The organism is Acinetobacter chinensis, assembly GCF_002165375.2.
GTDB classification, from domain to species: domain Bacteria; phylum Pseudomonadota; class Gammaproteobacteria; order Pseudomonadales; family Moraxellaceae; genus Acinetobacter; species Acinetobacter chinensis.
Window position 1 is genome coordinate 2755889 of sequence record NZ_CP032134.1, and the last position, 13562, is coordinate 2769450.

14 protein-coding genes are annotated in these 13562 nt (G+C 40.9%); 4 read left to right on the forward strand and 10 right to left on the reverse strand.

Annotated features, from left to right (window positions below; genetic code table 11):
* Nucleotides 1-31: 31 nt before the first annotated feature.
* The 5 genes from rng to CDG60_RS14025 are packed head-to-tail and all read right to left on the reverse strand — an operon-like array spanning nt 32 to nt 4477.
* On the reverse strand, nt 32-1486 hold the full coding sequence (gene rng, locus CDG60_RS14005; RefSeq protein WP_087514308.1) for a ribonuclease G: 1455 nt from the start codon (nt 1484-1486) through the stop codon (nt 32-34).
* Between the two features lie 38 nt (nt 1487-1524).
* Nucleotides 1525-2091 (reverse strand): Maf family nucleotide pyrophosphatase, encoded by a 567-nt coding sequence (locus tag CDG60_RS14010; protein WP_087514307.1) that lies wholly within the window; start codon nt 2089-2091, stop codon nt 1525-1527.
* On the reverse strand, nt 2079-2570 hold the full coding sequence (mreD, locus tag CDG60_RS14015; protein ID WP_087514306.1) for a rod shape-determining protein MreD: 492 nt from the start codon (nt 2568-2570) through the stop codon (nt 2079-2081). Before mreD ends, CDG60_RS14010 begins: the two co-directional genes overlap by 13 nt.
* Nucleotides 2557-3414, reverse strand: coding sequence for a rod shape-determining protein MreC (gene mreC / locus CDG60_RS14020; RefSeq protein ID WP_087514305.1), 858 nt, complete (start codon nt 3412-3414; stop codon nt 2557-2559). Before mreC ends, mreD begins: the two co-directional genes overlap by 14 nt.
* Before the next feature lie 16 nt (nt 3415-3430).
* Nucleotides 3431-4477 (reverse strand): rod shape-determining protein, encoded by a 1047-nt coding sequence (locus tag CDG60_RS14025; protein ID WP_087514304.1) that lies wholly within the window; start codon nt 4475-4477, stop codon nt 3431-3433.
* 132 nt (nt 4478-4609) lie between these two features.
* Here CDG60_RS14025 and gatC point away from each other — a divergent pair, with 132 nt between their 5' ends.
* From gatC to gatB, 3 genes are read left to right on the forward strand one after another with little or no spacing between them, the layout of a single operon-like run.
* Nucleotides 4610-4924 carry an Asp-tRNA(Asn)/Glu-tRNA(Gln) amidotransferase subunit GatC gene (gene gatC, locus CDG60_RS14030; protein ID WP_087514303.1) on the forward strand — a complete coding sequence of 105 codons (315 nt, stop codon included), beginning with the start codon at nt 4610-4612 and terminating at the stop codon, nt 4922-4924.
* 53 nt (nt 4925-4977) lie between these two features.
* Nucleotides 4978-6456, forward strand: a complete 1479-nt coding sequence (gatA, locus tag CDG60_RS14035; protein ID WP_087514302.1) for an Asp-tRNA(Asn)/Glu-tRNA(Gln) amidotransferase subunit GatA — start codon at nt 4978-4980, stop codon at nt 6454-6456.
* On the forward strand, nt 6456-7934 hold the full coding sequence (gatB, locus tag CDG60_RS14040) for an Asp-tRNA(Asn)/Glu-tRNA(Gln) amidotransferase subunit GatB (RefSeq protein WP_087514301.1): 1479 nt from the start codon (nt 6456-6458) through the stop codon (nt 7932-7934). The genes gatA and gatB overlap by 1 nt, the downstream gene beginning before the upstream one ends.
* Before the next feature lie 44 nt (nt 7935-7978).
* On the opposite strand, the gene CDG60_RS14045 is transcribed toward gatB, so the two are convergent.
* The 3 genes from CDG60_RS14045 to CDG60_RS14055 are packed head-to-tail and all read right to left on the reverse strand — an operon-like array spanning nt 7979 to nt 10547.
* Nucleotides 7979-8389 (reverse strand): hypothetical protein, encoded by a 411-nt coding sequence (locus CDG60_RS14045; protein WP_160117065.1) that lies wholly within the window; start codon nt 8387-8389, stop codon nt 7979-7981.
* A complete protein-coding gene (locus CDG60_RS14050; protein WP_005100823.1) occupies nt 8386-9411 on the reverse strand; it encodes an IS30-like element ISAba125 family transposase in 1026 nt (341 codons plus the stop codon). The genes CDG60_RS14045 and CDG60_RS14050 overlap by 4 nt, the downstream gene beginning before the upstream one ends.
* A 44-nt stretch (nt 9412-9455) precedes the next feature.
* Nucleotides 9456-10547 carry a putative phage abortive infection protein gene (locus tag CDG60_RS14055; RefSeq protein WP_087514115.1) on the reverse strand — a complete coding sequence of 364 codons (1092 nt, stop codon included), beginning with the start codon at nt 10545-10547 and terminating at the stop codon, nt 9456-9458.
* Between the two features lie 533 nt (nt 10548-11080).
* Between CDG60_RS14055 and CDG60_RS14060 the strand changes: the two genes are divergently transcribed.
* The gene (locus CDG60_RS14060) at nt 11081-11521 is read left to right on the forward strand and encodes a hypothetical protein (protein WP_087514114.1); all 441 of its coding nucleotides are present in this window, start codon (nt 11081-11083) and stop codon (nt 11519-11521) included.
* A 399-nt stretch (nt 11522-11920) separates the two neighbouring features.
* Here CDG60_RS14060 and CDG60_RS14065 read toward each other — a convergent pair whose 3' ends face one another.
* Together CDG60_RS14065 and CDG60_RS14070 are read right to left on the reverse strand one after the other, a co-directional pair.
* Nucleotides 11921-12817 (reverse strand): hypothetical protein, encoded by an 897-nt coding sequence (locus tag CDG60_RS14065; protein ID WP_160117067.1) that lies wholly within the window; start codon nt 12815-12817, stop codon nt 11921-11923.
* Nucleotides 12818-12962: 145 nt separating this feature from the next.
* Nucleotides 12963-13406 (reverse strand): hypothetical protein, encoded by a 444-nt coding sequence (locus CDG60_RS14070; protein WP_406565317.1) that lies wholly within the window; start codon nt 13404-13406, stop codon nt 12963-12965.
* Nucleotides 13407-13562 lie beyond the last annotated feature (156 nt).

Genomic DNA, 13562 nt, shown 5'->3' on the forward strand with positions numbered 1-13562 from the left:
AACAAGTGTTTAACGATATCCTGTTACAATTTTAAGATAAAATGATATCGTATTGCTCTTGCGTATACAGATTTTCCACCTGAAATTTTATGACACGGCTCACAAAATGCTCCAGATCCGCGACAGCAGGGGCTTCTACGGTAAGCAGCCGATCAATGACCGATGGATGGGCAACAACAGTAAAGCCACTCTGTGACTCAAATGCCCGGGCATAGCGCATGATCTCCCGAAAGATTTCGTAACATACTGACTCTGCTGTTTTAATAAATCCACGACCCTGACAGACAGGACAGGATTCACACAACAGATGTTCCAGCGATTCACGGGTACGCTTACGGGTCATCTCAACTAAACCAAGTTCTGAGACTTGAGTAATCTTAGTTTTTGCATGATCCCGTTCAAGCATTTTTTCAAACTGGCTCATGACCTCCTCTCTATGCTGAAGTTCCTGCATATCAATGAAGTCAATAATAATAATACCGCCCAGATTACGTAAACGCAGCTGACGTACAATGACCTGTGTCGCTTCCATATTGGTTTTAAACACAGTATCTTCAAGCGATCTTCCACCCACATAAGAACCGGTATTGACATCAATGGTGGTCATGGCTTCGGTCTGATCAATCATCAGATAACCACCCGATTTGAGTGCTACACGGGTCTGCAAGGCTTTCTGAATATCTTCTTCAACATTGTAAAGATCAAAAATCGGTCTTTCGCCAGGATAATGAATCAAAGATTCAGTCATACTCGGAACAAATTCTTCAACAAATTCCTGCAGCTTTCCGTAAATCTCACGTGAATCCACATAGATTTTTGAAGTTTCTTCATTTGCCAGGTCACGTATGACGCGCTGTGGTAAAGGCAGTTCCTCAAAAAGAAGCGATGGAACAACGATACTTTTCTGCTTGCGCTGAATATATTCCCAGAGTTTTGCCAGATAACACATGTCCTGAACAATGGAAGCCTCATCTATGCCTTCCGCTGCTGTACGTACAATCACTGAGCCTGGCAGTTTATGTTCCGCCTGAATCCGCTCAATCATGGAGCGCAAACGGTCACGTTCTTCTTCTGATTCTATACGCTGAGATACGCCGATATGATTGCCATACGGCATCAGTACCAGATAACGTGATGGGATGGATAAATCTGTACTTAATCGCGCCCCTTTGGTTCCAAGCATATCTTTCATGACCTGAACAGTCAGAACCTGTCCTGGGTGAAGAAGCTCAAAAACATTGGGGGTTGCCTGATTTCGGGGCCAGACCATATCATTGATATGAAGAAATGCCGTTCTGGAAAGACCAATATCTACAAAAGCCGCCTGCATACCTGGAAGTACACGAACCACCTTACCTTTATAAATATTACCAACAAGACCCCTTTTTGCCGCACGCTCAACAAACAGCTCGTTGACTGTGCCGTTCTGGATTAACGCAACACGACATTCCATAGGCGTGACGTTAATCAACAACTCGTCAGACATAATTAAACTCAAAACATTATAAAAATTCTTTTCAGCAGTTAATTTAGTACCTTAACTGTCTGTAATAACTGTACCGTTTCATGCAAAGGCAAGCCAACCACATTGCTGTAACTGCCGTCTATACGCGGGATAAAACGGGCAGCGATACCCTGTATGGCATATCCTCCTGCTTTACCCTGCGGTTCGCCGGTCGCCCAGTAGTTTTCCATATCTGCTGAACTTAAAGACTGAAACTCGACCTGCGTCCGTACCACTATACTGTAATTTTCTTTTAATGTACGAACACATACGCCTGTATAAACATCATGCCACCGACCTGAGAGAGCTGTCCACATGTTTAATGCATGTTCTCTGGATTCAGGCTTACCCAGAATCTGCCCATCCAGTCCAAGACTGGTATCTGCCGCAATCACAATGGCATCAGGAAACCGATCCAATACAGCCTGTGCTTTTTCACAGGCTAAACGTTCAACATATTCTGCAACAGGTTCATTGATTCCAGCTGTTTCATCAATATCGGGGCTGAACACATCAAAGTCCAGCCCGAGCTGTTCCAGTAAAGCTTTACGTCGGGGTGACCCCGAAGCTAGAATTAAACGCGCCATCTTCTTAACAGGAAATAAATCACAGGCCATACCATGGCACTGGTCAACATCGGTTGCCAGTAACGGGTAATGGATACCTGTATTCCGCCCATGGTCTGCATCATCCACACAAGCATCAGATGTGCAATTAATGCAAGCGTCGTAATAATCCATAAGTTTGAAAAGGTCAAGATTCGACGTTCACGGGTCAGAAAGCGTGAAACGAAGGTAATAATCACAAAACTCAGTGCGTTCATGCCCAGCGGAGCATCAAACAGCAGATCGGTAAAAAGTCCGACTCCAAATGCAAACCACACACCGCACCATGTCGGCTGACACAGTACCCAGAACAGCATAATCATTAACATGAATGATGGACGCCAGCCCGATACCGCATAGGACAGTGGATAAACCATGAGGATGGAAGCAATCAGAACCGATACAACGATTGCGATTAAAGGATCACGTTTCTGATGAGAGCGGATTTTAGCGATCAGCATGAGGTTGCTCCATCGCCAGTGAGTCTGAGAACAGCACCACAACATGATGCCCACCCGCCAGCTGTGCAGCAGGAACAACATCTATTTTGGCAAATTCACCAGAGTTGTGTCGATTGACTGCTGAAACTGTACCGACCAGGTAACCTGCAGGAAAATGCTCGCCCAGTCCTGAACTGTAGACTTTTTCACCTACTTTGATATTGGCACTGGTCGGTACATATTCCATTTTCAGATGTCCAAGATCACCCGTTCCAGAGACAATTGCCCGCATCCCTGTACGTTCCAGGCGAACAGACAGTGAGTGCTCTTTATCAGACAACAGCATAATCCGGCTACTGTGAGGATAGACAGCAATAATCTGTCCCATGATCCCTTTATCATCCAGAACAGTCTGTCCAGCTTTCAGACTACTGCTGGAACCCCGGTTAATGACAATAATATGCCGTAAAGGATCTGCATCCGTCCCGATCACTTCAGCAATTTCCATACGACCATCAATAATCAATGGCGTATCAAGCAAGCCTCTTAAGCGGGTATTTTCAGCAGAAAGTTCAGACAGCTTCTGCAGACGCACCTGAGCCTGAAGCAATTCAGCATTCATCGCGGTATTTTCACGACGCAACTGATCTTCAGACTTGGTCTGCTGGTTAAGCCATTCTCTCGACAAAACTGGATAACTGGCCAGGGCATATATTGGATTATATGCCGCGTACAGTACATCTCTGGCAGGTTGAATCACATGTGGCATACGCCAGTTAAAAAACAACACGGCCAGACAGGTGATCACTGCAATAATAAATGAACGAAAAGATGGCGGCTGTCTTGAAAACAGATTTGTTTGCACCCGCCCTGTCCTTTATTTAACCTACAAACAACATGTCATGGTTTGGATTGTCAAAGAATTCCAATACCTTACCACCACCACGGGTGACACAGGTCAGAGGCTCTTCAGCAACCACAACAGGCAAGCCTGTTTCTTTTGCCAGCAGTTTATCCAGGTTACGCAGCAGCGCACCACCGCCAGTCAGGACAATACCACGTTCTGCAATGTCAGAAGACAGTTCAGGTGGGGTCTGCTCAAGCGCAGATTTAACTGCAGAAACAATGCTTTGTAATGGATCTGAAATTGCCTGGCTAATCTCATCCGACGTTACAGTAATTGCACGCGGTACACCTTCAGCAAGGTTACGGCCACGCACTTCAATTTCAAGTGGTTTTACGCCTTCATCAGGTAAAGCCATACCGACTTCTTTCTTGATGATTTCTGCTGTGGTTTCACCGATCACACAACCATGTGCCTTACGCACGTAGTTGATAATATGTTCGTCAAACACATCGCCACCGATACGCAGTGAATCTGCATATACACAACCCTGCAGGGAAATAATGGCAATTTCAGTCGTACCGCCACCTACATCCACCACCATCGAACCACAAGCCTGTTCAACTGGCATACCTGCACCAATTGCAGCTGCCATTGGTTCTTCAATCAGACGTACATCACGTGCGCCTGCATTGAACACCGCTTCACGGATTGCACGGCGCTCCACAAGCGTGGATTTACATGGAACACAAACCACGACACGTGGTGCTGGTGGAAACAGACGCTTTTCATGAACTTTGGTGATGAACTGATGAAGCATGGTTTCAGTCACTTCAAAATCGGCAATCACACCATCTTTCATTGGGCGGATTGCAGAAATATTTGCAGGTGTACGACCCAGCATTTGTTTTGCATCAAGACCAACCGCGGCAACGATTTTTTGTGAACCACTGTGACGAATTGCCACAACCGTCGGTTCATTTAATATAATGCCTCGTCCTGGCGCATAAATAAGTGTATTAGCTGTACCTAAATCAATGGCTAGATCTGGTGAAAACAAGCCTATTAGTCGTTTTAGAATCACGGAGACGTTCTCGATTAAACTTTATGTGGACGCAAGGTGGCAACTTTAACTAAATGTGATGATTTGAACAAGTCAATCGCTTATTATAACGCACGATATCCAGAAATTTTTTAATACTGATCAGGTGATGTTATGTCTACATCGGATGCACAGCATTCTGCAGATTTAAATGCACAAACAGTTTCAGCAATCGCCAATCTTGCCCGATTGTCGCTCAATGATACGCAATCTGCTGAATATGCTCAAAGTCTAAATAAAATTTTAGGCATGATGGAAACCCTAAAGGGCATCGATACCGATGGTGTTGAACCACTGAAAAGTCCTTTTGACAATCCTCAGCCCTTACGTGAAGACGTTGTCACTGAAGAGAATCATCGTGATGAATATCAAGCAGTTGCACCTGCTGTACAGGATGGTCTGTACCTTGTTCCTCGCGTAATTGAATAATTTTTTATTCAGTTTCATCATTTACACAAATCAAACGTAAAGAATTATTTCTTATGACAGATTTACACCGCTTATCCATTCGTGAACTCTCTCAGGGTCTGACGAATGCAGAATTTTCATCCCGTGAACTGACTGAACATTATTTAAAACGCATTGGAAAAATCGATGCACAGGTTCAGTCCTTTATTACGGTTGCTGAAGAGCAGGCTATTGCTCAGGCAAATGCCGCTGATGCACTGCTTAAATCAGGTGGCGCAGGCGCACTGACAGGTATCCCAGTTGCACACAAGGACATTTTCTGTACAAACGGCATTAAAACCACAGCCGGTTCAAAAATACTGGATAACTTTATCTCTCCTTACGATGCAACTGTGGTCGCAAAAGGTAAAGCTGCCGGACTTGTGACGCTGGGTAAAGTGAACATGGATGAATTTGCCATGGGTTCCACTTCTGAGTCATCTTATTTTGGTGCAACCAGAAACCCATGGGCGCTGGATCGTGTTCCTGGTGGTTCTTCAGGTGGTTCTGCTGCCGCTGTTGCTGCTGACCTTGCTCCTTTTGCCACAGGTACAGACACGGGTGGTTCAATCCGTCAGCCTGCATCATTCTGTGGTCTGACCGGTCTTAAACCAACCTATGGACGTGTTTCCCGTTTCGGTATGATTGCCTATGCATCATCACTGGATCAGGGTGGTCCGATGGCCCGCTCTGCTGAAGACTGTGCTTATCTCATGAATGTCATGGCAGGTCATGATGCCAAAGATTCAACTTCTGTACAGAAAGAAGCTGATGACTACGTGGCAAACCTGAACACTACAGCTGTTAAAGGTTTACGTATCGGTATTCCTAAACAGTACTTCAATGTTCAGGGTCTGGATGCTGACGTTAAAGCACGTGTTGAAGAATCACTGAAAAAACTCGAAGACATGGGCGCAACACTGGTTGAGATTGATCTCAACATGACGGATGCTTATGTACCGACTTATTATCTGATCGCACCTGCTGAAGCTTCTTCAAACTTACAGCGTTACGATGGTGTGCGTTACGGTTATCGTGCTGAAAACCCAACTGACATTTTAGATCTTTATAAACGTTCACGTTCAGAAGGTTTTGGTGCAGAAGTACAGCGTCGTATCCTGATTGGTACTTATGCCCTTTCTGCGGGTTATTACGATGCTTACTATGTCAAAGCACAGAAAGTACGCCGTCTGATCCAGCTGGACTTCCTGAAAGCCTTTGAAAATGTCGATGTGATTGCTGCACCCTCTGCACCAACCACTGCCTACAAAATCGGTGCAAACCTCAGCCCGACTGAAATGTACTTAGGCGACATTTACACACTGGCTGTGAACCTGGCAGGTCTGCCTGCAATCAATGCTCCTGTTGGTTTTGATGTAGATAATCTACCTGTTGGCTTACAGCTGATTGGTAACTACTGGTCAGAATCTCAACTGCTGTCCGTTGTACATCAGTATCAGCAAGCAACCGACTGGCATACCAAACGTGCGGCAATTGCTGAGGAGAATGCATAATGGCTCAGGCTCAAAAACAATCCGCTAAATCATTATTGATTGATGGCTGGGAAGTCGTTATTGGTATCGAAATCCATACGCAACTTGCAACCAATTCTAAAATCTTCTCAGGTTCTTCCACCACATTTGGTCAGGACCCGAATACACAAGCCAGCCTTGTTGATTTGGCAATGCCGGGCGTACTTCCTGTACTGAACAAAGAAGTGGTTGATCTTGCAATCCGCTTTGGTCTGGGAATTGATGCGTACATCGACCAGGCATCTGTATTTGCACGTAAAAACTATTTCTACCCTGACTCTCCAAAAGGCTACCAGATCAGCCAGATGGACAATCCAATCGTTGGCTTAGGTCATATCGACATCCAGCTTGAAGATGGCACTGTAAAACGCATTGGCGTAACCCGTGCTCACCTTGAGGAAGATGCAGGTAAATCAATCCATGACCAGTTTGAAGGTCAGTCTGGTATTGACTTAAACCGTGCAGGTACGCCGCTGCTTGAAATCGTATCTGAACCCGATATGCGTTCAGTTGAAGAAGCTGTTGCCTACATCAAAGCGATTCACACGCTTGTACGCTGGTTAGGTATTTCTGACGGTAACATGGCAGAAGGTTCATTCCGTGCGGACTGTAACGTGTCTTTACGCCGTCCGGGTCAGCCTTTCGGTACACGCTGTGAACTGAAAAACCTCAACTCATTCCGTTTCATTGAACAGGCGATCAATGTTGAAATTGAACGTCAGATGGAAATTCTGGAATGGGATGGCACCATTGATCAGGAAACACGTCTGTTTGATCCTGTGAAAATGGAAACACGTTCAATGCGTTCAAAAGAAGAAGCAAACGATTACCGCTACTTCCCAGACCCAGACCTGTTACCTGTGATCATTTCTGATACTCAGATTGAAGCCGCTCGTGCTGCTTTACCTGAGCTTCCAGCTGCACGTCGTGCCCGTTTTGTCGCTGACTTTGGCGTAACTGAGTACGATGCTCACGTTCTGACTTTAACCCGTGAAATGTCTGAGTTTTACGAAGATGTGGTGAAAGCTGCTGGCGGTGCTGCTCAGGGTAAAGTTTCTGCAAACTGGGTGATGGGTGAATTCTCTGGTGCCTTAAACAAAGCAAGCCTGGAACTGACTGATTCTCCTGTATCTGCGGAAAAACTTGGTAGCATGATCGCACGTATTGTGGACAACACAATTAACGGTAAGATCGCGAAGCAAGTATTCGGCTTTATGTGGGACGAAGGCAAATCTGCGGATGAAATTATTGCGGAAAAAGGCTTAAAACAGGAAACTGATACAGGCGCAATTGAAGCGATTATTAAAGACGTACTTGCTGCCAATGAGAAAATGGTTGAAGAGTATAAATCTGGTAAAGAAAAAGCCTTTAACGGTCTTGTTGGTCAAGTGATGAAAGCAGCGAAAGGTAAAGCTAACCCTGCACAAGTAAATGAACTGATGAAGAAGTTGATTGGTTAAGCTGATCTTTCTTTAAAAGAAGACCCGCTTTAAAGCGGGTCTTCTTATTTCCAGTCGATATCTTCTGCCTGTTCAAATACTTTATTTTTTTCCCTTGTAATAAAAATATGTTCAATTCCAGAGAAATATAAGGTCAGATCAGCATCAACATAACAATTAAAACCAATATTAGAAAAACGAATATAGTTAAATTTTATTTTTCTCCTATTCCTTAATTCACCTACAATAGCTTGATCTTTTTGATTAAATATCCCAAAACTCACAGTTAAATCATTTTCATTTTTTTTAATTAATATTACTTCATAGAATTCCTCCTCATTCAATTCAGATTCAACATCAGGCTTAAAATAACAAACAATTTCATTAAAGTTTAAAAATTTATTTTCAACAAACTCCCACGAACCAAAAAACAACTCATTTGATTCAAGAAATTCTGAATAACAAGGCGAATTCAAACATGAGGTGCGACAGTTTGAAAAGTCTTATGATAATCAACAAGCTGAGCAAATTTCTCTAATGGTGTAAGCCAATCTAACGCTTTTCTAGGACGAGTATTCAGTGACATGGCAACTTGATTTAAATAATGCTGATCTGCCTGATTTAAATCAATCCCTTTAGGTAAATATTGCCTAATTAAACCATTCATATTTTCGCATGTGCCTTTTTGCCAGGGTGAATGTGGGTCACAGAAATATACATCTATGCCTAAATCTTCTTCAAGTATTTTATGTTCTGCCATCTCGCGTCCACGGTCATAGGTCAACGTTTTACGCAGTTCTGCAGGTAAATATTTCAGAGCTTCAGTTAAAGCCTTGCGCACTGATTCTGCCTTTGCATCAGGTAATGTTGCCAAGATACAGAGCCGTGTATTTCGTTCAATAAGTGTTGCTATCGAACTTTTATTGTCTTTACCTTTAATTAAATCAGCTTCCCAATGACCCGGTATTTTTCTTTCTTGAACTTCGGCTGGGCGCTCATGAATAGTTTTAATATCCTGTAATATAGAATCTTTTTTAGGTTCACCGTTAGCTTTTCGCTTTTTATTTTCATGACGCAGACAGGATAATAAGTCTTTTTTCAACTCACCCTTTGGTAATGCTCGTATCGTTGAATAAATCGTTGTATGGCTTACATTCATTGTTTGATCCAAATCAGGAAATGTCTTTAAACGTTTTGCTATTTGCTGAGGAGACCATAAACAACGGATCGCTTCAACAATAAATTTCCAGAGGATTGAATCGATTTTGAGTTTTCTGTGACCACGTCTACGTCTAGCGAAGGTGTTATCAGAAGCATATTGAGCTTGATAAACGTCATTGATGCTATTTCTTTTAAGCTCACGATAGATCGTACTAGGATGTCTTTTAATGAGTTCAGCAAATTTTCTGGCTGAAAAGCCTTCTTTTCTTGACTCAAGCATTAATGCAGTACGATCTTCAAAGTTAAGATGATGGTATGACAATTTTATATACTCCATAAACCCTTTAAATTAATTAGGTGGTTTATGTCGCACTTCAAGTTTTACTCTGCCCAACTTTTATTTAAAAGATTATTAAAATAGATGGATTTTCCAAAAATTTGAAATTCCTTATTAAGCAAAAAACCATCTAATTCGTAAAATTTTGAAATTACCAATAAATCAATACACAATTCATCACCACGCTCTAAATTTTTAAATGGCATGTGTTTTAAAAAAGAATAATAAGATAAATACCACCTATATTCATCAAACTCTGTATAAGTATTCAAAAAAAGAAGCTGTTGGAGTTTAGGTGGAATTATAGATCTTAGAATATTTATATATTGTTTCTCTAAAGTGTAATCTCCCCATTCTTTTATTTCATCAGTCTCATTTGGTGATCTATTAATTTTTGTATTAATTAACTTGAATAATTGAAATAAGCAAATGAAATATTGATTGAACTCTTGCTTTTGCATAAGTTTGTATCTTTTATCTTCCAACTCTATCTCATAATCGTTTACAAAAACATCTCTATAAACTATATCTACTTTGCTTTTATCATTTTCATTTAACTCAAGCAATTTATCTTGCTGATGCTTAAATTGGTTTAATAAGCTAAAAAATAGACTATCAAATTGTTGTAAATTTTGAGTTTTCTGAATTAAGTTTTGTGACTTTGAAGAATCTTGCTGTGCTTTACGACTTAAAGAAAGTTCTTCCGAGTTAAAATCTAATGCTTTCTTATTTTGATATACTGTATATAATATCAAACAAATACTTATAAAAGTTAATATAGGGTTTAATGTACCGCCAATAAAATCTCCAAAAGTTCCCCAGTTTGCTATTAGACTAGTGTCGCTCTTCTCATCCGACTTCAACGAGATATTATCACTTTTAAGATCCAATACACTCTCAAAATATGGAAAATATAGTTTATCTAATAAAAAATAACTTAGAGCTACAACCAAACCAATAACAATAAATAAAGGCAAAATTCGGCAAATATCAATGTTTAATCGAGTTTGTTTTTTAATCCACTCACAGCTTTTGTTCATCGTTTCTAAAATTGCATACAAGTAATTAAATTTAACTTCAGCCCACCAAAAAACTATACTTAGCAACAACACACATGACAAAATAAAATGAAGCATATAAATTTTCAATATTTTTTAAATTCCGTGCATTATCACAGAATCAATGATTTAAAAAAATGATATAAATACTAAAAATACATACTTTTTTATAAAATTTAGATACTTATGACAGATTCAACTCTCAAAGTCTTACTTTATGCGTGGTTAGCACCCTCACCCCCTTGCGCAACAATGTTGCTCATCCCATAGGGAGAGGGAGTATCACGTAAATAATTTGATACGCGGTGTTCCCTCTCCTTTGAGGAGAGGGTTAGGGAGAGGTTCTTCTCTTTTCAGGAGAAGCAACTCAAAAAACCACACAAAAATTAAACCACTTCCTACCCTAAAATAATGTATAAATCTATTGTCAAAACAAACAACTACAAAAATGAAAAAGCTACTTATACTCGCAATCTTAATGAATATAGTGTTTATTCCTGTTAGCTTTGCACAGAATGACCCTCTACTTGAAAGCACAATCAAATCAGTGTTGAAAGGCTTCAAAAATCAGGACAACCAATTACTACAAGTATATACATCCTAAATATGGTGTGATCTATTGGAATAAGATAGGAGTCCCGATTAATCAAAAAATCTTTCAAAAATCAGAATTTAAATTTCCTGACCAACATTCGCCAGAATCAACACGATGGTTCTATGAAACACCCAATGCCCAGGAAAAATTAATCAAAACGAATCAATTACCTGAAATGGATTGTCAAAACTGGAATAAATCAGGACTTTACTATAAGACCTTAACAACAAAGCCATTTTCAGATTTAACTAAATTCAATCAATCCATCATTGAGCAAACTGATAAGCAGATTGCACATGAATTGAAGCAACTAAAACCATTTGAAAAACAAATCGTTGAACTTCAATATGTCGGTAAAAGTCGTAGTATTGGTGATGATTTACATTTGTATTTCAGTAAAATCGACAAACAATGGTATTTAAGTGCTTTCGACAATTCAGGAAACTGTGATGCTTGATTGCTAACACCCTTGCACAACAGTGTTGCTCATCCCCACGGGAGAAGGAGCTTTCATTGTGTATCACATACCATCATATATTTTGTAATATTTGTAATAGGGGATTCCCTCTCCTGAACGAGTTTTAAAGCACTGCTTTTAAAACGAAGTGCAAGTGAGGGCTAGGGAGAGGTGAGTTTCAAGAATCCCTCTCCTTGCGAAGCTCCTCACCTTTAAAAAGTAAGACTTTCTCATGTGATGTTTGATCCGCTGTATCCCCTCTCCCAAGCATACTTTAAGCATTACTTTAAAACTCAGCACAAGAGACGGTTAAGGAAAGGTTCTTCTTTAACAGGTAATTATCCATTCAATGCATCACTGCTTTAAACCAAAGCCAGGATGAAATGGCTGATCCGTTATTTACTGAATACCAGCCTTTCTTAAGAAATCCTGCGCCTCTTTAAATTTATGCTTTTCTGCCAGTTCCTTAACTATACGATACGACAAGCGTGAAGGTTCATCATATCTGCGGGCAAATGCAGGAACTGTCCCTAAACAGCGTGCAAACAGAAATGCTGACTCTGTATAAGCATTGCTACCGCCTTTTGGATAAAAGTTACCAAACTGATAGGCTTTTTCAACTTTATTGCATGCAGCCAGATGATCACCATTTACATACTGTTTATTGGCTTCAAAATAGAGTTTCACTTGCTGTAAATTTGGTGAATTAAGCATTTTTTCCATGTCAGCAGCACTCACTTTATTATCCGTGACATCTCTGACTATCGCTTTAAAGCTTTCTTCATCTTTATATTTCTTTTTCAGCTCCTGCTCTGGCATTATCTCAGTCAATAATTTGACATAACGGATATCATACTGCCGTGAATCCATGAAACGGTGTCCAACTGGTTCTATCGAAGCAAACCATTTCTGACCGTTTGCCTGTGTGCACTTAAAACCACCAATACCCTGAGTCACATTCTTATGCTTTTGCCAGAAATCACCATAAGAACGCCCGGTTAAGTCCTGCTCACTCTTATATAACCGCTCGAATTTTCCTGATTTACTTTCACAGTAACGGGTTAAATAACGGTGAGGATAGAGGGACTGTGGATCATCCGTATCATCCGTTCCACTCCCCCAGTAATACACATAATCCTCACCCTTACCATTTCTTCCGTTCACTTTTTTCGCTGCCAGCAATTCCTGTGGTGAGCTGAAACCCTGAACTGCTGCTGTATCAATTTTATCAATACTCATACAGCCATGAAAAAACACGCTCGACAGCCCCAGTACTGACAGTAATTTAAAATTCACATCACCCTCGACATAATTAATGTATTTTGTATACATTATAAGTCGGGAGTTTAATGAACGCATTATTGCTAAGGTCTAATATTCCCATGAATTTTATAGTTATTTAATCTTCTGGATAATGATCACCATCTTTAAAAAAGTGAGATCATTTACGAATCACACCCAGTTTATTCCAGATATCAGGGGTTAAAAAAGTCGTGACCAGTTTATTTAAATCTATATAGCGAACCACACCTTTGAGCTGATCTTTAACTTCAGGGGTTTTTAAAATTTCTTCACCCGTAATACTGCCCAGCTCCTGAAAACTGTCACCTACTGCCTGTATACCTTCTGCCTGTATGACAGCTTTGGTCTGCGCAGAACACTGCTCTGTCAGAATACGCTGTAAAACCAGTGCCAGATTTTTATCCAGCTGTGTTTTCTGCTCTTCGGTCACGTTACTGAATTTTTTCAGCTCTGGGTGGGCTGACAGTGCAACAAAAGTCCATTGCAGTACCGCGGTTTTATCTGCCGCTGTGGTCGATTTTACCAGGCATTCACTCAGCTGATCCACCGCAGGACCAGCAGCTGCAAACTGAGTGATTCCCATCAGTGCAGAAGCCAGACATAAAGTGCGGATATGACGAAAAGTCTGCTGACCTGGTTTAAAAAATGGATGTGACATACTTTAAACGTCCAATAAATCTTAAGGCTCTTTGTATCATAAAGTGAAGACATTCACCTGTTATGACTCTGTAAGCATGCC

Excerpts from the sequence above, each read along its gene's own strand:
- rng (WP_087514308.1), bottom strand. The coding sequence starts at position 1,486 with ATGTCTGACGAGTTGTTGATTAACGTCACGCCTATGGAATGTCGTGTT.
- CDG60_RS14010 (WP_087514307.1), bottom strand. The coding sequence starts at position 2,091 with ATGGCGCGTTTAATTCTAGCTTCGGGGTCACCCCGACGTAAAGCTTTA.
- mreD (WP_087514306.1), bottom strand. The coding sequence starts at position 2,570 with ATGCTGATCGCTAAAATCCGCTCTCATCAGAAACGTGATCCTTTAATC.
- gatC (WP_087514303.1), top strand. The coding sequence starts at position 4,610 with ATGTCTACATCGGATGCACAGCATTCTGCAGATTTAAATGCACAAACA.
- gatA (WP_087514302.1), top strand. The coding sequence starts at position 4,978 with ATGACAGATTTACACCGCTTATCCATTCGTGAACTCTCTCAGGGTCTG.
- gatB (WP_087514301.1), top strand. The coding sequence starts at position 6,456 with ATGGCTCAGGCTCAAAAACAATCCGCTAAATCATTATTGATTGATGGC.
- CDG60_RS14050 (WP_005100823.1), bottom strand. The coding sequence starts at position 9,411 with ATGGAGTATATAAAATTGTCATACCATCATCTTAACTTTGAAGATCGT.
- CDG60_RS14055 (WP_087514115.1), bottom strand. The coding sequence starts at position 10,547 with ATGCTTCATTTTATTTTGTCATGTGTGTTGTTGCTAAGTATAGTTTTT.
- CDG60_RS14070 (WP_406565317.1), bottom strand. The coding sequence starts at position 13,406 with ATGGGAATCACTCAGTTTGCAGCTGCTGGTCCTGCGGTGGATCAGCTG.